21 protein-coding genes are annotated in these 23,118 nt (G+C 70.3%); 17 read left to right on the top strand and 4 right to left on the bottom strand.

Features of this window, described 5'->3' with window-relative positions; translation table 11 throughout:
* Positions 1–65 precede the first annotated feature (65 nt).
* Positions 66–1,136 carry an alkene reductase gene (locus tag NCCP_RS03715; protein WP_216364647.1) on the bottom strand — a complete coding sequence of 357 codons (1,071 nt, stop codon included), beginning with the start codon at positions 1,134–1,136 and terminating at the stop codon, positions 66–68.
* 201 nt (positions 1,137–1,337) lie between these two features.
* Between NCCP_RS03715 and NCCP_RS03710 the strand changes: the two genes are divergently transcribed.
* On the top strand, positions 1,338–1,883 hold the full coding sequence (locus tag NCCP_RS03710; protein ID WP_149955875.1) for a flavin reductase family protein: 546 nt from the start codon (positions 1,338–1,340) through the stop codon (positions 1,881–1,883).
* Positions 1,884–1,933: 50 nt separating this feature from the next.
* On the opposite strand, the gene NCCP_RS14895 is transcribed toward NCCP_RS03710, so the two are convergent.
* Entirely contained in the window at positions 1,934–2,071 is a 138-nt protein-coding gene (locus NCCP_RS14895) for a hypothetical protein (protein ID WP_172627279.1), read from the bottom strand.
* A 280-nt stretch (positions 2,072–2,351) separates the two neighbouring features.
* On the opposite strand from NCCP_RS14895, the gene NCCP_RS03705 reads away from it, so the two are divergent.
* From NCCP_RS03705 to NCCP_RS03685, 5 genes are all read left to right on the top strand, one after another.
* On the top strand, positions 2,352–3,905 hold the full coding sequence (locus tag NCCP_RS03705) for a sugar ABC transporter ATP-binding protein (RefSeq protein ID WP_225873656.1): 1,554 nt from the start codon (positions 2,352–2,354) through the stop codon (positions 3,903–3,905).
* 7 nt (positions 3,906–3,912) lie between these two features.
* Positions 3,913–4,995, top strand: a complete 1,083-nt coding sequence (locus tag NCCP_RS03700) for an ABC transporter permease (protein WP_149955874.1) — start codon at positions 3,913–3,915, stop codon at positions 4,993–4,995.
* Complete coding sequence (locus NCCP_RS03695) at positions 4,988–6,055, top strand: ABC transporter permease (RefSeq protein ID WP_149955873.1); 1,068 nt, start codon at positions 4,988–4,990, stop codon at positions 6,053–6,055. The genes NCCP_RS03700 and NCCP_RS03695 overlap by 8 nt, the downstream gene beginning before the upstream one ends.
* 46 nt (positions 6,056–6,101) lie before the next feature.
* Positions 6,102–7,163: a rhamnose ABC transporter substrate-binding protein gene (gene rhaS, locus NCCP_RS03690; RefSeq protein ID WP_149955872.1), complete on the top strand. Its 1,062-nt coding sequence runs from the start codon at positions 6,102–6,104 to the stop codon at positions 7,161–7,163.
* Between the two features lie 84 nt (positions 7,164–7,247).
* The gene (locus tag NCCP_RS03685; RefSeq protein ID WP_149955871.1) at positions 7,248–7,592 is read left to right on the top strand and encodes an L-rhamnose mutarotase; all 345 of its coding nucleotides are present in this window, start codon (positions 7,248–7,250) and stop codon (positions 7,590–7,592) included.
* A 27-nt stretch (positions 7,593–7,619) separates the two neighbouring features.
* On the opposite strand, the gene NCCP_RS03680 is transcribed toward NCCP_RS03685, so the two are convergent.
* Complete coding sequence (locus NCCP_RS03680) at positions 7,620–8,642, bottom strand: LacI family DNA-binding transcriptional regulator (RefSeq protein WP_149955870.1); 1,023 nt, start codon at positions 8,640–8,642, stop codon at positions 7,620–7,622.
* 161 nt (positions 8,643–8,803) lie between these two features.
* Between NCCP_RS03680 and rhaI the strand changes: the two genes are divergently transcribed.
* From rhaI to NCCP_RS03640, 8 genes are all read left to right on the top strand, one after another.
* Positions 8,804–9,970 (top strand): L-rhamnose isomerase, encoded by a 1,167-nt coding sequence (gene rhaI / locus NCCP_RS03675; RefSeq protein ID WP_149955869.1) that lies wholly within the window; start codon positions 8,804–8,806, stop codon positions 9,968–9,970.
* A gap of 5 nt (positions 9,971–9,975) precedes the next feature.
* Entirely contained in the window at positions 9,976–12,012 is a 2,037-nt protein-coding gene (locus NCCP_RS03670) for a bifunctional aldolase/short-chain dehydrogenase (RefSeq protein ID WP_149955868.1), read from the top strand.
* The gene (locus NCCP_RS03665; RefSeq protein WP_149955867.1) at positions 12,009–13,511 is read left to right on the top strand and encodes a rhamnulokinase; all 1,503 of its coding nucleotides are present in this window, start codon (positions 12,009–12,011) and stop codon (positions 13,509–13,511) included. Before NCCP_RS03670 ends, NCCP_RS03665 begins: the two co-directional genes overlap by 4 nt.
* Positions 13,508–14,311 carry a (Fe-S)-binding protein gene (locus NCCP_RS03660; protein WP_149955866.1) on the top strand — a complete coding sequence of 268 codons (804 nt, stop codon included), beginning with the start codon at positions 13,508–13,510 and terminating at the stop codon, positions 14,309–14,311. Before NCCP_RS03665 ends, NCCP_RS03660 begins: the two co-directional genes overlap by 4 nt.
* Positions 14,308–15,849: a LutB/LldF family L-lactate oxidation iron-sulfur protein gene (locus NCCP_RS03655; RefSeq protein ID WP_149955865.1), complete on the top strand. Its 1,542-nt coding sequence runs from the start codon at positions 14,308–14,310 to the stop codon at positions 15,847–15,849. The genes NCCP_RS03660 and NCCP_RS03655 overlap by 4 nt, the downstream gene beginning before the upstream one ends.
* Positions 15,846–16,490, top strand: coding sequence for a LutC/YkgG family protein (locus NCCP_RS03650; RefSeq protein WP_149955864.1), 645 nt, complete (start codon positions 15,846–15,848; stop codon positions 16,488–16,490). The genes NCCP_RS03655 and NCCP_RS03650 overlap by 4 nt, the downstream gene beginning before the upstream one ends.
* A 150-nt stretch (positions 16,491–16,640) precedes the next feature.
* Positions 16,641–17,027, top strand: a complete 387-nt coding sequence (locus NCCP_RS03645) for a DUF1622 domain-containing protein (protein ID WP_149955921.1) — start codon at positions 16,641–16,643, stop codon at positions 17,025–17,027.
* Positions 17,028–17,195: 168 nt separating this feature from the next.
* Complete coding sequence (locus NCCP_RS03640; RefSeq protein ID WP_149955863.1) at positions 17,196–17,516, top strand: histone-like nucleoid-structuring protein Lsr2; 321 nt, start codon at positions 17,196–17,198, stop codon at positions 17,514–17,516.
* A gap of 262 nt (positions 17,517–17,778) precedes the next feature.
* Here the strand turns inward: NCCP_RS03640 and NCCP_RS03635 are convergent, their stop codons facing one another.
* Complete coding sequence (locus tag NCCP_RS03635) at positions 17,779–18,672, bottom strand: ribonuclease Z (RefSeq protein ID WP_149955862.1); 894 nt, start codon at positions 18,670–18,672, stop codon at positions 17,779–17,781.
* 159 nt (positions 18,673–18,831) lie between these two features.
* On the opposite strand from NCCP_RS03635, the gene NCCP_RS03630 reads away from it, so the two are divergent.
* The 3 genes from NCCP_RS03630 (at position 18,832) to NCCP_RS03620 (ending at position 23,081) form a co-directional block, all read left to right on the top strand.
* Positions 18,832–20,739: a thiamine pyrophosphate-binding protein gene (locus NCCP_RS03630; protein WP_149955861.1), complete on the top strand. Its 1,908-nt coding sequence runs from the start codon at positions 18,832–18,834 to the stop codon at positions 20,737–20,739.
* 234 nt (positions 20,740–20,973) lie between these two features.
* The gene (locus NCCP_RS03625) at positions 20,974–21,438 is read left to right on the top strand and encodes an LpqB family beta-propeller domain-containing protein (protein WP_149955860.1); all 465 of its coding nucleotides are present in this window, start codon (positions 20,974–20,976) and stop codon (positions 21,436–21,438) included.
* Entirely contained in the window at positions 21,435–23,081 is a 1,647-nt protein-coding gene (locus NCCP_RS03620; RefSeq protein WP_172627278.1) for a DUF5671 domain-containing protein, read from the top strand. Before NCCP_RS03625 ends, NCCP_RS03620 begins: the two co-directional genes overlap by 4 nt.
* Positions 23,082–23,118: the final 37 nt, after the last annotated feature.

The raw sequence follows: 23,118 nt of genomic DNA, 5'->3' as shown, positions 1-23,118 counted from the left end.
CGTGGCGGACGTCCCGTCCTTCCCCGTGCGGCCGGGCCGCCCCCGGACTTAGCTGCGGTGCGCGCTCAGTTGCGGTACGCGGGGTAGTCGGTGTAACCCTCGGCTCCGTTGGTGTAGAACGTGGACGGATCCGGCACGTTGACCGGCAGTCCCTCGCGCCAGCGGCGCACCAGGTCCGGGTTGGCGATGGCCGGGCGTCCGACGACGACGGCGTCGGCGTGCCCGTCCGCCACCAGCGCCGCGGCCTCCTCGGGCGTCGTGACCTCGTCGAATCCGGTGTTGACCAGGAAGGTGCCGTTGAACCGGGAGCGCAGGTCCTGGACCAGCCCGCCGGTGGGCTCCTTGTGGAGCACGCTCAGGTAGGCCAGATTCAGCGGGGCCAGCGCATCCACCAGGTGCCCGTAGGTCTGGCGCACATCGTCCCCGTCCACCTCAAGGGCCCCCTGGATGTTGTGCTCGGGGGAGATGCGGATGCCGACGCGGTTCGGATCAATGGCCGCCGCCACCGCCTCGGCCACCTCAATGACGAAGCGGGCACGGTTTTCCGGAGACCCCCCATAGGCATCGGTGCGCCGGTTGGCGGCCGGTGAAAGGAACTCGTGCAGCAGGTAGCCGTTGGCGGCATGCAGCTCCACGCCGTCGAACCCGGCCTGGATGGCGTTGCGGGAGGCCTGGACAAATTCCTGGATGATCCCGGGCAGTTCCGCGGCGGCCAGCGCGCGGGGAACCGGAAGCGGCTTCTTGCCCTCATAGGTGCGGGTTTCCCCGTCGACGGCGATGGCGCTGGGTGCCACCACCTCGTGGCCGCCGTTGGTTGCCGGGTGCGTGACCCGGCCCGCGTGCATCACCTGGGCAAAGATCCTCCCGCCCTCGGCGTGCACTGCCGAGGTCACCTTGGCCCAGCCCTCGAGCTGCTCCGCAGTCACCAGGCCGGGCTGGCCCGGAAATCCCTGGCCGGCATGGCTGGGATAGACGCCTTCGCTGACGATCAGCCCCAGCGAGGCGCGCTGGCGGTAGTGTTCGGCGACCAGCGGGCCGGGGACTCCCTGCTTGCCTGCGCGCACGCGGGTCAGTGGCGCCATCACGAGCCGGTTGGGCAGTTCCATCTCACCGAGGGCCAGGGGGGAAAACAGCACGGGGGTTCCTTTCGCAGCGGATTGTGTCCACCGGCGACAACCGCGCGGACCCGGCATCTATTTCGGCTGCGACGCATCTCACCCGCGCGGGCGGGCCTGCCGGGCGGGAAGGCCCCTGTCTCTGGCGCCGGTTCCCCCGCCGTCCTACCATGGGCGGCAACCGCCTTCGGACCGGACGGCCCGCAGCTGCGAGGAGGCACTATGGCCGCGATGCCCCAGGATGCCCGCGCCGCAGGCCTGTCCGCGGCATTCCGCGACGCGTTCGCAGGCCATCCGGCAGGCGTGGCGGTAGTCACCGCCGCGGGACCGGACGGGCCGGCAGGCATCACCGCGTCATCGGTGATCTCCGTATCCGCGGCGCCTCCGGTACTGGCATTTTCCGTTGCCGGCGGCAGCGCGTCCGGGGCCGCAATCCTCGCCGGCGCAGGGCTGGCCGTGCACCTGCTCACCGCCGCCAACCGCGGGCTGGCGGAACTGTTCGCGGCGCCCGGTTCGCGCCGCTTCGGGCTGGACATGGACTGGTACACCGCGCCGACGGGCGAACCGATCATCCGGGGGGTCGGGACGGTCCTGCGGTGCAGGCCGGTGGGCCGGATGCCCGCCGGCACCGGCACGGTCCTGGCCGCCCGGGTCCATGAGGTGCTCGACGGCGGCTCCTGTGCCCCGCCGCTGCTCTACCGGCGCCGGACCTACTACGCGCTGGAGGCCTGGTCGGCCCTGCGCGGCCGGGGCGGACCCCACCGGTAGTTCCAGCCGGTGGGGTCCGCGGACCCGGTGCCCGGCAGCGACGCCGGCGCTCAGCGCTTCCTGGCGGCGGTGATAATTTCCGAGGCCGCGGAGTCCGCGGCCTTCGCCTTCTTGTCGGCGCGCTTTTCCTTAATCGACTTGGCGGCAACCTTCTTGGTTGCGGACTGGCGGGGGGATTTGTTGGACATGGTGTCCTCCTTGGTGGAAGCAAGTGCTGCTCCCTTACAGGAGCAAAAGTTGCTCCCTGCCTTTGAGACTACGGCACGGTCCCCAATCCGGCTCCGCCGGCCCGTAGCGGCCCGGCCCGTCCCAGGGCCGGGCTCAGAGGGATGCGGGATGGATGTGAAACGAATCAAAACGTGATGGCAATCAGGTTGACGCGGGTCACACGGCTGATTATGATTCAAGTCACAGCGCGTTCTGAATCGTTTCAGAATCGAATCCAGTCCTCGAAGGTGCGGTTCCCCCATGCAAGTTCCACACGATGAGCAGGTCATGCAAACAGACCCCGACCTCCAGGGGCAGCCGCCGGTGGCGCTGTCCCTGGCCCATGCGGCCAAAACCTTCGGCCCGGTGGTCGCCCTGGCTGATGGCACGATCGAAATCCGCGAGGGTGAGATCCATGCCCTCATGGGGGAGAACGGCGCCGGCAAGTCCACCCTGGTCAAGATCCTTGCCGGGCTGCACCAGCCGGACTCGGGGGACTTCCGGATCGCCGGCGAGCCGGTGTCCTTCCGCAATGTCGCGGAGAGCAAGGCGGCCGGCGTTTCGGTCATCTACCAGGAGCCCACCCTTTTCCCCGACCTGACCGTCGCGGAAAACATCTTCGTGGGCCGCCAGCCCAAGGGCCGGCTCGGGCTGATCAGCCAGGGCGAGATGCGCCGCCAGGCCGCGGCCCTGTTCGGCCAGCTGGGCGTAGCCATCGACCCGGGCCGGGTGGCCGAGGGGCTGTCCATCGCGGACCAGCAGATCATCGAGATCGCCAAGGCCATCTCGCTGGACGCCAAGGTGCTGATCATGGACGAGCCCACGGCGGCCCTGAGCGGGGTGGAGGTTGACCGGCTCTTCGCCGTCGCCCGCGGGCTCCGGGACCAGGGCACCGGCATCATGTTCATCTCCCACCGCTTCGAGGAAGTCTTCGCGCTCTGCGACCGGATCACGGTGATGCGGGACGGCAAGTACGTCTCCACCCATGTCACCGAGGACGTAAGCGTCGACCGGATCGTGCGGGAGATGGTCGGCCGCGACATCGCCGAACTCTTTCCCAAGGAAGCCGCGGAAATCGGGGCGCCGGTCCTGTCCGTCCGCGGCCTCAGCCGGGCGGGGGTCTTCCGGGACATCAACCTGGAGGTGCGCGCCGGCGAAATCGTGGCGCTCGCCGGTTTGGTGGGGGCCGGGCGCACCGAGGTTGCCCGGGCAGTCTTTGGCATCGACCCCTACGATTCCGGGGAGGTCCTCTTTGGCGGCAAGCCGCTCAAGGGCGGAAGCCCCCAAGCCGCGATCGCGGCCGGTATGGGCTTCGTTCCCGAGGACCGGCGCAAGCAGGGCCTGGTGATGGACCTGTCCGTGGCCCGCAACGTGACCCTGACCCTGCGCAAGCGCTTTGCCCGGGCGGGGCTGATCAACGGGCGCGCCGAACTCCGCGCCGCGGAGGAATGGAGCAGGCGGCTGCAGGTCAAGGCCGGCTCGCCCGAACACGCTGTCTCCACGCTCTCCGGCGGCAACCAGCAGAAGGTGGTCCTGGCCAAATGGCTGGCGACCGAACCACGCTTCCTGATCATCGACGAACCCACCCGCGGCATCGACGTCGGCACCAAGAGCGAGGTGCACCGCCTCATCTCCGACCTCGCGGGCCGGGGGATCGCGATCCTGATGATCTCCTCCGAACTGCCCGAGGTCCTGGGCATGGCCGACCGGGTCCTGGTGATGCGCGAAGGCAGGATCTCCGCCGAACTCAGCCGCGAAGAAGCCAGCCCGGAGTCCGTCATGCACGCGGCCACCGTTGCCGCCGCAACCAACTAAGGCAATCATGGATAACACAAACACAGACACCAGGCCCGCGGGAGCACAGCCCGGAGCCGGCCGTCCCCGGACAGCGGCGACCCGCAAGGGTGCAGGCGGCAAGGATGCGCTGGCGTCCCTGCTGAAGCTGCGCGAACTGCCGGTCATCACCGCGCTGGTCCTGCTGGTGGCCATCACGTACCTGAACAACCCGCTGTTCCTTTCCCCGCAGGGCGTCAAGGACCTGCTGCTGAACGCCACGATCATGATGATCCTGGCCGCCGGGCAGGCGGTAGTGATCATCACCCGCAACGTCGACCTCTCCGTAGGCTCCATCCTGGGCCTGGTCGCGTTCGGGACCGGCTCGATCTTCGCGGCCGCCCCGGGAATGCCCATCGCCCTCGTGCTGCTGATCGGCATCGCCTTCGGGGCCGTGCTGGGATCGGTCAACGGCCTGCTGGTCACCCTGGCCAAGGTCCCGGCGCTGGTGATCACGCTCGGCACGCTGTACGTGTACCGCGGGCTGAACAATGTGTGGGCCGGCGGGACGCAGTACTTCGCCGGCGACCGTCCGGCGGAATTCGGGGCCCTGTCCGTGGACACGTTCCTGGGGATCCCCCTCATCACCCTGCTGGCGATCGCCGTGGTGGCCGCCGTGGCCATCTACATGGCCGGGACCCGGCCCGGCCGGGACCTGTACGCGATCGGCTCGGAGCCCGACGCGGCCAAGCTCTTCGGCCTGCCCGTCTCCAAGCGGGTCTTCCTGGCCTTCCTGGCCAACGGCGCCCTGGCGGGCCTGGCCGGCGTGCTCTACGCCAGCCGCTTCAACTCCGTCGGCGCCACCACCGGAACCGGGATGGAGCTGGACGTCGTTGCCGCGGCGGTCGTCGGCGGTGTAGCCATCTTCGGCGGCAGCGGCAGCGTCGTCGGCGCGGCCATCGGGGCCATGCTGCTGACCACCATCACCAGCTCGCTGACGGCCCTGCGCGTGGACAAGTTCTGGCAGCAGGCCATCGTGGGTGTGCTGATCCTGGCGGCGATCGTGATCGACCGCGTCGCCAGCCTGCGCTCCGCCAAGAAACTGAGGATTAGCGAGGCACGCAATGTCTAAGACCGCCGTCGACAGCACCACCACCCTGGCCAGCGAGCCCAAGGGCCGCACCGGGGCCGCCCGGATCCTGCTGGGCCGCGACGCCGTCATGATCTACCTGCTGGCCGCCTTCCTGGTCTTCGCGGCCGTCTCCATTCCGCGTTTCGCCTCGCCGCTCACCGCCGGCTTCCTGCTGCTGGACGTCATCCCGGTGCTGCTGATCGCCATGCCGATGACGCTGATCATCATCACCGGGGAGATCGACTTGTCCGTGGCCAGCATCGCCGGCCTGACCAGCGCCTGCATGGGCGTGCTGTGGGCCGGAGGGATGGACATCGGGCTGGTCCTGCTGCTGAGCCTGCTCGTGGGCACCGCCGCCGGCGTGTTCAACGGGTTCCTGATTGCCGTCGTGGGCCTGCCCTCGCTGGCGGTCACCATCGGCACGCTGGCCCTGTTCCGCGGCCTCGCCCTGGTGGTCATCGGCGACAACGCGGTGGCAAACTTCCCCGCCCAGCTGACCTCCTTCTTCACCTCCAAGCTCGGGGCCACCGGCATCCCCACGGTGATGGTCGGCGTCGTCGCAGTGGTCCTGTTCTTTGGGATCCTGCTGCACTTCACCCCGTTCGGCCGCGGCCTCTATGCCATGGGCTTCAGCCAGGAAGCGGCCACCTTCGTGGGCATCGACGTGGCCCGCAGCAAGTTCTGGCTGTACGTCGCCTCCGGGCTGGTCTCAGCCATGGCCGGCATCTTCTGGACGCTGCGCTACTCCAGCGCCCGCAGCGATAACGCCTCCGGGCTGGAACTGGCGGTCATTGCCGCCGTCCTGCTGGGCGGGGTCTCCATCTTCGGCGGCAAGGGATCCGTCCCGGGCGTCATCGCGGGCGTGCTGCTCATCGGCACCCTGAACTACGCCCTGCGCCTGGGCCGCGTCTCCGACGTCGTCCTCATCACCGTCACCGGCCTGCTGCTCATCGTGTCCGTGGTGGCCCCCAGCATGGGGGCGGCCATCAGGCAGTGGCGGCATACCAGGCGGGTACGCCGCAATTTCAACCACTCCGCATCACCAGTGGCCAGCGCCTAGGCACAAGCCAAAGCCAGGCGCCAACCAGTACAAGAGAGGGAAAACAATGAAGTTCAACCACACCCATGCCGGCAGGGGAGGGCGCCTGGCGTCGTTCGCCGCCGTTGCCACCGTCGCGGCCCTGGCCCTCTCGGCCTGCGGCTCCCAGGAGTCCTCCGCGGAAGGCAGCCCCGCCGCCGGCGGGGGAGACCAGAGCATCACCTTCATTCCCAAACAGCTGAACAACCCCTACACCGACGTCGTCCTCGGTGGCGGAAAGGCCGGCGCCGAGGAGGCCGGTTTCGCCTCCAACCAGGTGGTCGGCCCGCTGGAGGCCTCCGCCTCGAGCCAGGTCTCCTTCATCAATGCCGAAACCCAGGCCGGCACCAACGTAATCGCCGTCGCGGCGAACGACCCGGACGCGGTCTGCCCGGCGCTGCAGGAGGCCCGGACCGCCGGAGCGAAGATCGTCGCCTTCGATTCGGACACCAACCCCGACTGCCGCGACGTCTTCATCAACCAGGTGGTCGCCAAGGACGTGGCCCTGATCCAGGTGGAACTCATCGCCGAGCAGATCGGCGGCAAGGGCCAGATTGCGATCCTCTCCGCCACGGCCAACGCCACCAACCAGAACGAGTGGATCAAGTTCATGGAGGAGGAGCTGAAGTCCAACCCGGAGTACAAGGACATCGAGCTGGTCGCCAAGGTCTACGGCGACGACGACGACACCAAGTCCTTCCAGGAGGCCCAGGGCCTGCTGCAGGCGTACCCGGACCTGAAGGGCATCATCTCCCCGACCACGGTCGGCATCGCCGCCACCGCGCGCTACCTCTCCCAGTCCGAGTACAAGGGCAAGGTGGCGCTGACCGGCCTGGGCCTGCCGAACGAGATGCGCGACTTCGTCAAGGACGGAACCGTCACGGAGTTTGCGCTTTGGGATCCGGCACAGCTGGGCTACGTCGCCGCCTTCGCCGGCAAGGCCCTGGTTGACGGCACCATCACCGGCGCGTCCGGGGACAAGTTCACCGCCGGCGAGCTGGGCGAGCGCACGGTCGGCGAGGAGGGCACCATCATCGTGGGCCCGCCGACGGTCTTCAACAAGGACAACATCGACGACTACGACTTCTAGCCGCGCAGCGGGTCGCGCAGGGCCCGGCGGGCGGACACTGTCCCCCCGCCGGGCCCTGCGCGGTTGGAAAGGGAGACCGGGACCATGCAACGAATCTGCTTCCAGCTCCAGGTCACGCCTGGGCGGATCGATGAATACAAACGGCGCCACGCGGCGGTGTGGCCGGACATGCTGCAGGCCCTGAGGGACTCCGGCTGGCACAACTACTCGCTGTTCCTGCGCCCCGACGGCCTGCTGATCGGCTACTTCGAGACGGAGGACCTGGCGGCGGCGCAGGCGGCCATGGCTGCCACCGAGGTCAACGGCCGGTGGCAGGCGGAGATGCGGGAGTTCTTCGAGGACCTGGAAGGCGCTCCCGACGAGGGCTTCGTGCAGCTGGAGGAGGTCTTCAACCTGGAGGAGCAGCTGGGCCGGCTGGGCCCGCTGTAGCCGGCACGAGGGGCCCCGGGGCAGGCTCTACGGCCGCGCCCCGGGGGTTCCGGTGCTGGCCCGCACCACCAGTTCCGGCTTGAAGACCACGTGCTCGTGGGGCGCTCCCGGGTCCTCCAGCTCCTGGGCCAGCAGGCGGATCGCCGTGCGCCCGATCTCCTCCGCCGGCTGGCGGACGGAGGACAGGGGCACGATGGCGGAGCCGGCAAAGTCGATGTCGTCGTAGCCGACCAGCCCAATGTCGCGGGGCACGTCCAGGGACTCGGCCAGCAGGACGGACTGGAGCACGCCGGTGGCCAGAAGGTCGTTCGCGCAGAAGACCCCGTCCGGCAGGAGGTGGCGGGAGCGCTGCACCAGCGCCTGGCCCACCTCCCGGCCGGCCAGGACGTTCAGTTCTTCGGTGGGAAGGAACTCCAGGGAAACCCCGGGGTGCTCAGCGACCGCCTTTTCCGCGCCCCGGAGGCGGTCGGCGACCTGCTGCAGGTGCCGGCCGCCTCCGACGAAGGCGATCCGCCGGCGGCCCGTTTCCACCAGGTGCGAGGCGGCCAGGTACCCGCCGTGCACGTCATCCACCGAGACCGAGCTGTACAGCTGCGGGTCGCCCTCGCGGTCCAGCAGCACGACGACGAGGCCGTGGGACCTCAGCTCGGCCACCCGGGCGGCGATGCTGCCCACCGGCGACACCAGCAGCCCCTGCACGCGCTGCTCCTCGAACAGGTCGATGTAGCGCGCTTCGCGCCGCGCATCGTGCCGGCTGCTGGCAAACACCACGCTGCTGCCGGCGCCGGCCGCGGCGTCCTCGGCCCCGCGGGCGACCGAAGCGAAGAACGGGTTGGCGGCGTCGAGCAGGACCATGCCGATGGTCCGGCTGCGCCCTGCCCGCAGCTGGCGGGCGGCGTCGTTGCGCACGAAACCCAGTTCTTCGATGGCGCGCTGGACCTTCTCCTGGGTCCGGGCCGAAACCCGTTCAGGGTAATTGAGCACGTTGGACACCGTGCCGACCGCGACGCCGGCACGGTCCGCGACGTCCTTGACGCTGGCTGGACGCATTTTCCGGCTCCTGAGTATTTCCGCGAGTATGACGCTTGACACACTACTAGAAATTGCCTACTTTTGAAACGTATTTATGAAACGATTCAAAAGACGGTGCGCCCCCTTGGGGCTCCGCTGCCCCCGGATCGTCCCACCCTCGGATTTTGGAGTTCGCCCCCATGACAACGTTGTCCAGCATCGCGGCCCGCCTGGAGGGCCTTGCCATCGAGGTTCCCTCCTGGGCCTACGGCAACTCGGGAACCCGTTTCAAGGTCTTCGCCACAGCCGGCACCCCGCGGACGGTTGAGGAGAAAATCGCCGACGCCGCCAAGGTCCACGAGCTGACCGGCCTGGCGCCCGCGGTGGCCCTGCACATTCCCTGGGACAAGGTGGATGACTTCGGCAGGCTCAAGGAGCACGCCGCGGGGCTGGGGATCGCGCTGGGCACGGTGAACAGCAACACCTTCCAGGACGACGACTACAAGTTCGGCTCCCTGACCCACAGCGACCCGGCCGTGCGCCGCAAGGCCGTGGACCACATGCTCGAGTGCATCGACATCATGGACCAGACCGGATCCCGGGACCTGAAGATCTGGCTCGCGGATGGAACCAACTACCCCGGCCAGGGAAACATGCGCGCCCGCCAGGACTGGCTGCAGGAGTCCCTGCGGCAGGTCTACGACCGCCTCGGCGACCACCAGCGAATGGTCCTCGAATACAAGTTCTTCGAGCCGGCCTTCTACCACACCGACGTTCCCGACTGGGGAACCTCCTACGCGCACTGCCTGGAGCTGGGGGAGAAGGCGATGGTGTGCCTGGACACCGGACACCACGCCCCGGGCACCAACATCGAATTCATCGTCGCCCAGCTGCTCCGCCTCGGAAAGCTGGGGTCCTTCGACTTCAACTCCCGCTTCTACGCCGACGACGACCTGATCGTGGGATCCGCCGACCCGTTCCAGCTGTTCCGGATCATGTTCGAGGTGGTCCGCGGCGGCGGCTTCGGCCCGGACAGCGGCGTGGCGCTGATGCTGGACCAGTGCCACAACTTGGAGGAGAAGATCCCCGGCCAGATCCGCTCTGTGCTCAACGTGCAGGAAATGACCGCCCGGGCGCTGCTGGTGGACACCGAGGCGCTGGATACGGCCCAGCAGGCCGGCGACGTGCTGGCCGCCAACGGAATCTTCATGGACGCCTTCTACACCGACGTCCGGCCGGGCCTGGCCGAATGGCGCGAAAGCCGAGGCCTGCCGGCGGACCCGATGGCCGCCTACCGCGCCAGCGGCTACCAAGAGAAGATCAACACCGAACGCCAAGGCGGCCAGCAGGCCGGATGGGGAGCATGAGAGAAATGACGAACAAGACCGTTGCGGACCTGATCGCCCGCTCCAACCGCCTGGGGGCGGACAAGCGCAACACCAATTTTGCCGGCGGCAACACCTCCGCCAAGGGCACCCAGACCGACCCGGTCACCGGCGAGGACGTGGACCTGCTGTGGGTGAAGGGCTCCGGCGGGGACCTGGGTACTCTGACCGAGTCCGGCCTGGCCGTGCTGCGCCTGGACCGCATGCGCGCCCTGGTCCAGTCCTACCCGGGAGTGGACCGCGAGGATGAGATGGTGGCCGCCTTCGACTACTGCCTGCACGGCAAGGGCGGGGCAGCCCCCTCGATCGACACCGCCATGCACGGCCTGGTCGACGCCGCGCACGTGGACCACCTGCACCCCGACTCCGGCATCGCCATCGCCACCGCCGCCGACGGGGAGGCCCTGACCAAGGACATCTTCGGCGGCAAGGTGGTCTGGGTGCCCTGGCGCCGCCCCGGTTTCCAGCTGGGCCTGGACATCGCTGCGGTCAAGGAGGCGAACCCGCAGGCCGTCGGCACGATCCTGGGCGGGCACGGCATCACCGCCTGGGGCGCCACCAGCGAAGAGGCGGAGGCGAACTCGCTGTGGATCATCGAGACCGCGGAAGCGTACATCCGCGATAACGGCCGGCAGGACCCCTTCGGGGCCCCGTTGCCCGGCTACGGTCCGCTGCCCGAGGACCAGCGCCGGGCCAGGGCCGCGGCCCTGGCCCCCGTGATCCGCGGCCTCGCCTCCACCGACAAGCCCCAGGTCGGCCACTTCACCGATGATCCGGCGGTGCTGGAATTCCTGGGCCACGAGTCCCACCCCCGCCTGGGCGCCCTGGGGACCAGCTGCCCGGACCACTTCCTGCGCACCAAGGTCAAGCCCCTGGTCCTGGACCTGCCCGCGGACGCCTCCATCGGGGACAGCATCAGCCGGCTGCGCGAACTGCACGCGCAGTACCGGGCCGACTACCAGGCCTACTACGACCGCCACGCCACCCATGATTCCCCCGCCATCCGCGGGGCGGACCCGGCGATCGTCCTGGTGCCCGGGGTCGGCATGTTCTCCTACGGGGCCAACAAGCAGACCGCGCGGGTGGCCGGGGAGTTCTACCTCAACGCCATCAACGTCATGCGCGGCGCCGAGGCGGTGTCCAGCTACGCCCCGATCGAGGAATCGGAGAAGTTCCGGATCGAATACTGGGCCCTCGAGGAGGCCAAGCTGGCGCGCATGCCCAAGCCGAAGTCCCACGCGACCCGCATCGCGCTGGTGACCGGGGCGGCCTCCGGCATCGGTAAGGCCATTGCCACCCGGCTGGCGGCCGAGGGCGCCTGCGTCGTCATCGCCGACCTGGACCTGGACAGCGCCCAGGCCGTCGCCGGGGAACTGGGCGGCCCGGACGTGGCCATCGGAGTCCGGGCGGACGTGACCAGCGAGGACCAGGTCCGCGCCGCCATCGACGCGGCCGTCCTGGCCTTCGGGGGCCTGGACCTGGTGGTCAACAACGCCGGGCTCTCCATCTCCAAGCCCCTGCTGGAAACCAGCGAGAAGGACTGGGACCTGCAGCACAACGTCATGGCCAAAGGCTCCTTCCTGGTGTCCAAGGCCGCTGCCCGGGTGCTCATCGACCAGGAAATGGGCGGGGACATCATCTACATCTCCTCGAAGAACTCCGTCTTCGCCGGTCCGAACAACATCGCCTACTCCGCCACCAAGGCGGACCAGGCCCATCAGGTGCGCCTGCTGGCGGCCGAGCTGGGCGAATACGGCGTGAAGGTCAACGGCATCAACCCCGACGGCGTCGTGCGAGGATCGGGCATCTTCGCCGGCGGCTGGGGCGCCAAGCGCGCGGCGGTCTACGGGGTGCCCGAGGAGGAGCTGGGCAAGTACTACGCCCAGCGGACCCTGCTCAAGCGCGAGGTCCTGCCGGAGAACGTGGCCAACGCCGTCGCCGTGCTGACCTCCGTGGACATGTCCCACACCACCGGGCTGCACGTCCCGGTCGACGCCGGCGTCGCTGCCGCCTTCCTGCGGTGAGCGGCGCCGAACGGCAGGTGTTCGCCGCCGTCGACATCGGAGCCTCCTCCGGACGGGTCATCTTGGGCCGGCTGGAGGGGCAGGGCGTCGAACTGGAGACTGTCCACCGCTTCCCCAACGGGGCGCAGCCGATCGGCGGCGCCCTGCGCTGGGACATCCACGGGATCTTCGACCAGGTGCTCACCGGGCTCGCCGCCGCGGGCGAACGGGCCCGGCGCAACGGCGAGCGCATCGCCAGCATCGGCATCGACACCTGGGCCGTGGACTACGGGCTGGTCGAAGCCGACGGCTCCCTGGCGCAGGTGCCCTACAGCTACCGCGACGGCCGCGGCGAGGCGCAGGTGGAGAGGGTGCACGCGCTGATCGACCCGGCGCGGCTCTACGCCACCACGGGGCTGCAGTACCTGCCGTTCAACACGATCTACCAGCTGGCGGCCGAACCGGACCTGGCGGGGAAGCAGGCGCTGCTGATTCCGGACCTGCTGGCCTTCTGGCTGACGGGGCAGCGCCGGACCGAGGAAACCAACGCCTCCACCACGGGGCTGTTCGACGCCGCGGCGGGGGAGTGGGCCCCCGAACTCCTGGCCCCGCTGGGCCTGCCGCAGGACCTGTTTGCGCCGCTGGTCGGTCCCGGGGAGACGATTGGCACCCTGCTGCCGGAGATCATCCGGCGCACCGGCCTGCCCGCCGGCACCCCGGTGGTGGCTGTCGGATCCCACGACACCGCCTCCGCGGTCGCGGCCGTACCGGCCCGCACCGCGGACTTCGCCTACATCTCCTCCGGGACCTGGTCCCTGGTCGGGGTGGAACTGCACGCTCCCGTGCTGACCGAGGCAAGCCGCCTGGCCAACTTCACCAACGAACGCGGCGTGGACGGGACCATCAGGTACCTGCGCAACGTCGGCGGCCTGTGGCTGTTGCAGGAGTGCCTGCGGACATGGGCCGGGGAAAGCCACGCCCCGGAGGGCCACCCGGCCGGGCTGGAGGACCTGCTCGACGCCGCGGCGCGCCTGCCGGCCGGCGGACCGCTCATCGACCCGGACGCTTCAGGGTTCATTGCCCCCGGCGGCATGCCCGGCCGCATCCGCGACGCCGTGGAGGCCGCCGGCGGCACCCTCGGCGCCGAGCCGGCTGCGGTGGTCCGCTGTATCCTGGACAGCCTCGCCGCCGGGTACGCACGGACCCTGGCTGAGGCGGTTCAGCTGTCCGGACAGCCGGTCGGCACCGTGCACATCGTCGGCGGCGGGTCGCAGAACGCCCTGCTGTGCCAGCTCACCGCGGACGCCACCGGCCTGCCCGTCGTCGCCGGCCCCGTCGAAGCCACCGCCCAGGGCAATATCCTGGTCCAGGCCCGGGCCGCGGGCGCCGTCGCGGGCGGCCTGGCCGAGCTGCGCCGGCTCACGGCCCGCAGCCAGCCCACCACCACCTACCGGCCCCGGTCCGAGTGGCAGGAACCGGGCGCCGCCGCGCAACCGGCCACCGCCGGAGGGAAACCATGAGAATCGCACTGTTCGCCACCTGCATCGTCGACGCAATGTTCCCCCGCGTGGCCCGCGCCACCGTCTCCATCCTCGAGCGGTTGGGCCACGAGGTGGTCTTCCCCGCGGGACAGGCCTGCTGCGGCCAGATGCACGTCAACAGCGGCTACTTCAAAGAGGCCGTGCCCGTGGTCGCCAACCACGTGAGGGCGTTCGAGGAGGAGGAGTACGACGCCGTCGTGGCCCCTTCCGGCTCCTGCGTCGCCTCCGTCCGGCACCAGCACCCCATGGTCGCCCGCCGGTGCGGGGATGCGGGCCTTGAGGCCCGGGCGGCCGCCGTCGGAGCCAAAACCTACGAGCTGTCCCAACTCCTGGTCGACGTCCTGGGCGTCACCGACGCCGGAACGCAACTGGGGTCCCACTTTCCGCACAAGGTCACCTACCACCCCAGCTGCCACGGCATGCGCCTGCTCCGGCTGGGGGACCGCCAGCAGCAGCTGCTGCGGACGGTGCGCGGCATCGAGCTTGCACCGCTGGCCGAGGTCGACCAGTGCTGCGGCTTCGGCGGAACCTTTTCGGTGAAGAACGCCGACGTGTCGTCGGCCATGCTCGCGGACAAGACGGCCAACATCGAATCCACGGGCGCGTCCGTATGCACCGGAGGGGACTCGTCCTGCCTCATGCACATCGGCGGGGGCCTGTCCCGGCAGGGCAGCCCGGTGGACGCCCTGCACTTTGCCGAAATCCTTGCCAGCACCGAGCAGGATCCGGCAACCCCCACCGGCAGCGTCCGGCTTTTCAGCGGAAGGGGCTCCCATTGAGCCAGACATTCCTGGGCATGCCCTCCCTGCCCGTCCATGGGGAGGGCAACATCCATGCCACCGAGCCGTTCCCGGCCGCGGCCCGCAGGGAACTGGGCAACGCCCAGCTGCGCGCCAACCTCGGCCACGCCACCCGCACCATCCGGGACAAGCGGCTGAAGGTCGTCGCCGAGCTGCCCGACTGGGAGCAGCTGCGCGAGGCCGGCAGCACCATCAAGCAAAACGTGATGGCCCGCCTGCCGGAGCTGCTGGAACAGTTTGAGGAGAACTTCACCGCCCGGGGCGGGACCATCCACTGGGCCCGCGACGCGGCCGAAGCCAACGCCACCGTCGCGGCCCTGGTCCGGGAGCAGGGGGTCGATGAGGTGGTCAAGGTCAAGTCCATGGCCACCCAGGAGATCGGCCTGAACGAATACCTCGAGGAACAGGGCATTGCCGCCTTCGAAACCGACCTGGCCGAGCTGATCGTCCAGCTCGACCACGACAAGCCCAGCCACATCCTGGTCCCGGCCATCCACAAGAACAGGACCGAGGTCCGCGACATCTTCCTGCGGGAAATGCCCGGGGTGGACCCGGCCCTCACCGACGATCCGGCCCGGCTGGCGGACGCGGCCCGGACCCACCTGCGGCGCAAATTCCTCACCGCCAAGGTCGCCGTCTCCGGCGCCAACTTCGCGCTCGCCGACTCCGGCACCCTGGCGGTCGTCGAATCCGAAGGCAACGGGCGCATGTGCCTGACCCTGCCCGAAACCCTGATCACCGTCATGGGCATCGAGAAGCTGCTGCCCGCCTGGCAGGACCTGGAGGTGTTCATGCAGCTGCTGCCCCGTTCCTCCACCGGGGAGCGGATGAACCCCTACACCTCGCTGTGGACGGGGGTCGCCGAGGGGGACGGGCCACGCAATGTGCACCTGGTGCTGCTGGACAACGGCCGGTCCGCGGCCCTGGCCGACGAAATGGGACGTTCGGCCCTGCACTGCATCCGCTGCAGCGCGTGCATGAACGTCTGTCCGGTGTACGAGCGCACCGGCGGGCACGCCTACGGATCCACCTACCCGGGGCCCATCGGCGCAATCCTCTCGCCGCTGCTGACCGGCATCGAGTCCGAGGACAACAGCACGCTGCCCTATGCCTCATCATTGTGCGGGGCCTGTTACGACGCCTGCCCGGTGAAGATCAACATCCCCGACATCCTGGTGCACCTGCGCGGGCAGGACGTGGACAGCAAACGCGGAAAGGGGAAGCTGCCCAGCCAGATGGACGCCGCCATGCAGGCGGCATCCTGGGCGCTCTCCTCCGGCAGGCGCCTGGGCCTGGCCGAAAAGGCGCTGCCACTGGGCCGGCTGGCTGCCGGCCCGGACCGCAAGATCACCAGCCTGCCCGGCATTGCCGCCGGCTGGACCCAAAGCAGGGACATCCCGGCCCCGCCGGCGGAATCCTTCCGGGCCTGGTGGCGGCGGGAGCACGGAAAAGAATCCGGACACGGGCAAGGGCCCGGGCACCCGACAGGGCAGGGCCCGGCGGAAGGGAAGCCATGAACGCACGCGATGAAATCCTCGGCCGGGTCCGCGCGGCCCTGCGCGACGCGCCCGCCGCCCCCGAACCGGCCCGCGCCTACCGGCGGACTTCCGGGATGACGGAGGAGGCCCGCATAGAGCTCCTCGTCGACCGGCTGGTGGACTACAAGGCCCAGGTCTGGGTGGTGGATCCGGGGCAGGTGGCGGAGCGGATTGCCGAACTGCTGGCCGGAACCGGCGAGTGCATTGTCCCGGCCGGGTTCAACCCGGCGTGGCTGCCGGCGGACAGCGGGGAGACGGTCCCGCGGATGAGGACCGATGCCCCGGAGGGCCCCCTGACCCTGGCCGAGCTGGACGCCGCCGGCGCCGTGCTCACCGCCAGCGCCGCCGCCGTGGCGCAAACCGGGACGATCATCCTCGACGGCAGCCCCGGCCAGGGCCGCCGGGCCATCAGCCTGGTGCCGGACCGGCACATCTGCGTGGTCGAGGCGGCCCACATCGCCGAGCTTCTTCCCGAAGCGCTGGCCCGGCTGGACGGGACCCGGCCCATCACGATGATCAGCGGGCCCAGCGCCACCAGCGACATCGAACTTGAACGGGTGGAGGGTGTCCACGGGCCCCGCAACCTGGAGGTCGTGGTGGTCCGTTCGCCCGTCGGGTGAACGCGAAGGCCTCCGGCGGGCCTTGTTGGTGCCCGGATGCTTCTTCCAGAATGGGAACAATCCCCGGCGGGGAGCCGGACCTGCCGCGCCGGGGGCGCCGCGGCAGGTCCGGCCACAGGAACGGGAGGGGCCATGGATTCCCACACCGCAATGGATTTCCACACCGCCATGGATGCCGTGGGCAAGGCCGTGGACATCGCGGGCGTGGCCGCCATCGTCATCGGAGCGGCCGTCGCGACACTCCAGGCCGCCGCGGCCCTGGCGCGGCGGCGGGGCGGGGATACGTACGGGACGTACCGGCGGCGGCTGGGGCGCTCGATCCTGCTGGGCCTGGAACTGCTGGTCGCCGCCGACATCATCCGTACCGTCGCGGTGGCCCCGACCTTCGACTCGGTGGGCGTGCTTGCCTTGATTGTGCTGATCCGTACCTTCCTCAGCTTCTCTTTGGAGCTGGAAATTACCGGACGCTGGCCGTGGCAAAAGCCGCCTGCCGAACAGCGGGCGGAAGGCACCCGGGCACTTATTCCCCCTTCCTGAATAGCCGGCAAAGCCCTTTCGGAATAGCCGGGAAATGGAACTTTTGGGACGGGTGATCCTGTCCGGCAACGCTATGGAGGCCTTTTAGGAAGAGCGCCGGAGGCAATTTCGCCCAAGCGACAGAGGGGCACCTTTTCATTATTGAGTTGTAAGCTGTAATCTTATTGAATGGCTAAATCCTTGATTATCGTTGACGACATTGATGGAACGGCGGGCGCCAAGTCCTACACATTTGCCCTTGGCGATGACAAGTACACAATCGATCTGAGTCCGGAAAACTACCGGGGGCTCCAGGATGCCCTGGCACCTTACATTAAGGCGGCCACTAAGGAGTCCGGAAAGGCCCCGCGCACCGAAGGCGGAGCCCGCCGGGGGCCGGTGGAACTCCAGAAGATCCGTGAATGGGCAGCCAGCCAGGGCCTTGAGGTGGCGCCCAAGGGGCGCATCAAGCAGTCGGTGGTCGACGCCTATATGGAAGCTAACAACTAGCGCCACAAAAAATGGGCCGCGGAATGTCCGCGGCCCATTTTTTATGCCCCGAATGCCCGGAATACCCGTGCGTTCGGCGCCTTCCTGGCCCTCTTTCCCTTATTGAACTTCCCCCTCCGCACGGGTTAGCGGGCTTTTTCGGCCATGTTCGGCCCGCGCTTCCCGGCAGCGGGCCCCACCCGGCACGCCGGGGAAGGGACGGGCGCGGTGGCGGGCAGGGCAGCCCCAGCCCGTCCGGCGTGATCCCGGGAGGGGCGCGACCTCAGGAGGGCAGGTGCCGCCGTTTGGGGAACTCGAAGCGGTCAAGGTCACTGGCGGCCACCACCTCGGCCCCGCCGGCCCGGGCCCGGGCCTGCGCGGCCAGCGGAGCGGTGTCGGCGTAGCGCGACGAGAAATGGGTCAGGACCAGCATCCCCGCACCGGCGCCGGAAGCCAGCGCACCGGCCTGCCCGGCGGTCAGGTGGCGGTAGCTGGCGGCGAGGCCGGCGTCGTCGTCGCTGAAGGTGCATTCGGCCACCAGCAGGTCGGCTCCCTCGGCCAGCTCCTCGGCACCGGGGCATGGCGCCGTGTCCATGACGAAGGCGAACCGCTGCCCGGGCCGCGGCGCGCTCACGTCCTCCAGCCGCACTCCGCCAAGGCTTCCGGCGCGCAGCAGGTGCCCGACGTCGGGCCCCTCAATCCCGGCCGCCTCAAGCCGGTCCGGCAGGAGGGTGATGCCGTCCGGCTCGACGAGCCGGTAGCCGTAGGCCTCGACGCGGTGGCGCAGGGGCCGCACCTCCAGGCCCGGGGCGACGGGTCCGGGGCCGGAGTGCGGGTGCAGCCTCAGGTCGATGTGCGGGGAGGCAGCGGACACGAGGGCCCGGACCACCCCGTCCCCGGAGGCGGGGTAGTGCAGGTGGACGGGATGCTCCACCCGGTTCAGGTCCATGCTGGAGAGCACTCCGGGCAGGCCGAAGCAGTGGTCCCCGTGCACATGGGTGATGCAGATGCGCGTGATGTGGGCAGCGGAGGCGTCCGCGTGGATCATCTGCCGCTGGGTGCCCTCTCCCGGGTCGAAGAGCAGGTCCTCCCCGTCCCAGTGCAGCAGGTACCCGTTGTGGTTGCGGGTCCGCGTCGGTGCCTGCGAGGCGGTGCCGAGGACGACGAATTCACGCATGGACCGAGTGTGCCACCTGCCCCCGGCAGCCTGCCATCGCGCCGGAGGGAAACCTTCCGGGCCGGCCTCCGCCGTGGTAGGCAGGACGGTGGGACGCGGGCCCGGGCCGGGCAGGGGGCGGACGGGCACACAACAGGCACACACCGTAAGGAGCCGGCGATGACGCAACGACTGGTGGCCGATGCGATGGTCGAACGGCTGAACGCCTGGGGCGTTCGGCGGCTGTTCGGGTACAGCGGCGACGGCATCAACACGTTTATTGGGGCGCTGCGCCGCAGCCCGGGCGGACCGGAATTCGTCCAGGCCCGGCATGAGGAGAATGCGGCCTTCATGGCCGTGGCCCACTCCAAGTACGGGGTGGGCCAGTTTGGTGGCGGGCACGCGCCGGTCGCACCCGCGGAGGCTGGAGCCGGGGGGCCTGCCCCTGCGGGGACAGCGGGCCGGGAAGGCCGGGACAGCCAGGGCATCGGCGTCGTGGTCGCCACCCAGGGCCCCGGCGCCGTGCACCTGCTCAACGGCCTCTACGACGCGAAGTTGGACAGCACACCGGTGGTGGCGATCGTGGGACAGCAAAACTCCACCGTGATCGGCTCGCAGTACCAGCAGGAGATCGACCTGCTGTCCCTCTTCAAGGACGTCGCCGCCCAGTTCTGCCAGCAGGTCTCCACCCCCGAGCAGGTTCCGATGGTGCTGGACCGGGCCTTCCGCACGGCCCTGGCCACCTCCTCGCCCTGCGTGGTCATCGTCCCCCACGACGTGCAGAAGCAGCCGGCCGCCGAACTGGAGGGCGCCCACGGTACCATCGCCACCGCACCCCTGTGGTCGACCCCCCGCACGGTGCCCGACGGCGCCGACCTGGACGCCGCCGCCCGCCTGCTCGACGCCGGCGAGCGGGTCATGCTGCTGGTGGGGCAGGGCGCCCGGTGGGCGCGGGAGGAGGTGCACCGCATGGCCCTGCTCCTGGGGGCGGGCATCGCCACCAGCCTGCTCGGCAAACCCTACGTCGACGAATCGCTGCCCCATGCCGCCGGCGTCATGGGGCACCTGGGCACTCCCGCCAGCGCCATGCTGCTCAACAGCTGCGACACCCTCCTGATCGTGGGCTCCAACGATCCCTGGACCGAGTTCTACCCCAAGCCCGGAACCGCCCGCGCAGTGCAGATCGACCTCAGCGGGAAGCAGGTGGGCAACCGCTACCCCGTGGAGGTTGCCCTGGTGGGCGACGCGGCCGCCACGCTGCGCGAACTGGCCGCCCGGCTGGACCCCGCCGGGGCCGAACGCCGCAGGCCCTGGATGGACACGGTCGGCAGGGCCGTTGCGGACTGGCGCAGCCTGTGCCGGGAACGGGCGCTGACCCCGGCCGAACCGGTCAACCCCGAACGCGTGGTCCACGAACTGACGCCCCGGCTGCCGCACGACGCCCAGCTGGCGCTCGACGTCGGCAGCTGCGTCTACTGGTACGCCCGGCAGCTGCTGCTGCCCCCCACCGTGCCGGTCCAGTTCTGCAGCACCCTGGCCAGCATGGGGTGCGGGGTTCCCTACGGGCTGGCCGCCAAGCTGCGCGAGCCCGGCCGACCGGCCGTCGTGCTGGCCGGCGACGGGGGCATGCAGATGAGCGGCATCGCCGAACTGGTGACGGTGGCCGCCCGCTGGCGGGACTGGGCCGACCCGCGCTTCGTGGTCTGCGTGTTCAACAACGGGGACCTGGCGGAGGTGACCTGGGAGATGCGCGAAACGGAGGGGGACCCGCGCTATGGCCCCACCCAGGACCTGCCCGAGTTCCCCTACGCCCGCTACGCGGAACTGCTGGGGATGCGCGGGATCGAAGTTACCGATCCGGAGCGGCTGGGGGCCGCGTGGGAGGAGGCGTTCGCGGCCGACACGCCGGTGGTGATCGACGTGCGCACGGACCCGGCCGTGCCCCTGCTGGCCCCGTTCCCGGACGGGGCCCGGAAGCTCGAGTCGATGCGCGCGGGCCTGGAGCAGGAGGGGCCTGCCGGCCGCCATGCCCTGGAGCTGCTCCAGCGGTACGCCGAACAGGAGGAACGCCTCTTCGGCGGCGCCTGAACGGCCGGCCCTGAACGGCCGGCCCTGAACGGCCGGCCCTGAACGGCCGGCCCTGAACGGCCGGCCCTGAACGGCCGGCCCTGAACGGCCGGCCCTGAACGGCCGGCCCTGGACAGCCGGTCACGGACGCCGGCTCCGGAGTCCGGCCAGCGAGCGCCCGCCGCGCTCCCCGCATGCGTCCGCTCCTTCTCTTTCACCTAGTCAGGCCCCATCTTTGGGGGGCATACTTGCGCCATGAACGCAACACCCAAAAAACCGGACCGTGTGCTGCTTGCCATCCTGGCCGCGGTCGCCGCGCTGGTGGTCCTGTCCCTGGTGCTGGTTTTCGCGCGGGGGGAGCCGGTGCTGCTGGACGAGTCCACGCCCGAGGGCGTCGTGCAGCGCTATGCCGCGGCCGTGATCGAGGGGGACGAAGCCGCCGCGGCCACCTACCTGACCGAGGCTGCCCGGAGGGGCTGCCGCCACGGGGAACACCCCGCCCCCGAAAACCTGCGCGTGGTCCTGGTCTCCACCACGGTCCGCGAAGACACCGCTGACGTGAAGGTCTCCCTGGTGTCCTCCGCCGAGGGCGGACCTTTCGGTCCCTCCGAATACGCCTACGACGACGTCTTCGACCTGGCCAGGGTGGACGGGCGGTGGCTGATCGACACTGCGCCCTGGCAGCTGGCCATCTGCGGCAGCGGCGCGGTGACCCGGTGAGCGGCGCGCGCCCCGGCCCCGGGCCGAGCGCCGGCACCACCCAGCCAACGGTGCGCCGCCTGGTCGTCTACCTTCTGCTTTTCGCGCTCGTGGCCATTGCCGCCGGCGGACTGGGCGGACTGCTCGGGCGCCTCCTTGCCCTCGGCAACGAATTTGCCGGCAGTGACACGGCGGGCCTGGCCCGCTCGCTTGCCTTCACCCTCATCGGCGGCCCGCTGGCCGCCGTCCTCTGGTGGGCCGTATGGCGGCGCCTCGCGGAGCCGGCCGAGCGTTCCGCCCTCGCCTGGGGGCTGTACCTCTCCGGCATCTACGTGGTGTCGCTGGTCGCCGCGGCCTCCAACCTGCTGGAGGCCGCGGCCTCGCTCGTGGGCGGGGGGACGCCAGCCTGGCGGCCGGCACTGGCCAGCGGGCTGGTATGGGCCGCCGTCTGGCTCTGGCACCGCCAGATGTGGCGCCACCCCTCCAAGGGGCCGCTGCGCCTGGCCGATGTTCCGGCGGTCGCCGGGACGGCCTTCGGCCTGGTCCTGGGCGCCGGGGCCACTGCCGCAGCCCTGGAGGGCGTCTTCGCGGCCGCCACCGCCGCGGCCGCGGCCCAATCCGGCCTCGGACGGCCCTGGTGGATCCCCACCCTGGAATCCTGCGTCTGGGCCCTCGGTGGCCTGGCCATCTGGCGGTGGCACTGGATGCGCGAAGGTGCCCGCGGCCTGAGCACCCGGCTGGCCGACGTCGCCCTGGCCGTCCTGGGCATCACGGCCGCGGCCATCACGGCCCTGGCCGGGGCCGGGGTGGCCGTGTACGTCCTGCTGCGGGTGGCGTTCGACCGCACCGACCCCCTCCACACCCTGCTGTCCCCCCTTCCGGGCGGACTGGCCGCGGCGTCCGTGGGCCTGCTGGTATGGCGCTACCACCACCTCGCCGCCCGGGGGCACTCCGGGACGGTCCGGGATGCGGCCAGGCTGCTGGTCTCCGGGGCGGCCCTGGCCGCCGCGGCCTCGGGCATCGGCGTCGTCCTCAATGCCGCGCTGGCCCTGGCCACCACCCCGCTGGCCGGGGAGGATCCGCGGACCCTGCTGCTCGGCGGACTGGCCTCGCTGCTGGTCGGCGGCCCCGCCTGGTGGCTGGCCTGGAAACCGGCCGCCGCCGCGGACCCCGCCGGACGGCGCATCTACCTGGTGGTGGTGTTCGGGGCCAGTGCGGTGGTGGCCCTGATCGCGCTGCTGGTGGTGGGATACCGCGTGTTCGAGTTCCTGCTCGAGGACGCCTCCGGCACCGGCCTGGTGGACAGGATTCGGGCCCCGCTGGGCCTGCTGGCCGCCACCGGCCTGGTGGCCGGGTACCACTTCGCCATCTGGCGCAGCGACCGCGCCGCACTCGCCCCGGCGGCTGCGGCCCGCCCGCGCACCATTGCCCGGGCCGTCCTGGTGACCGGTTCCGACGCCGGCCCGCTGGCCCGTGCCATCACGGAAGCCACCGGGGCCGAGGTCACCGTGTGGCGGACCGCCGCCCGCCCCGCCGGGGGAGGTCCCGACGCCGGCCCGGGCACCGAGGCGCTCGCCCGCGCCCTCGGGGGCGTGGAGGCACGCGACGTGCTGGTCCTGGCCGGACCCGGGGAGCGGATCGAAGTGATTGCACTGCACCGCTAGGCACTCCGGCCGCAGCCTCCTGCCGGACACCCGCGCC

This window comes from Zafaria cholistanensis (genome assembly GCF_008580665.1).
In the GTDB taxonomy this organism is placed as follows: domain Bacteria; phylum Actinomycetota; class Actinomycetes; order Actinomycetales; family Micrococcaceae; genus Zafaria; species Zafaria cholistanensis.
This window is presented reverse-complemented; position numbering and strand designations above follow the sequence as displayed.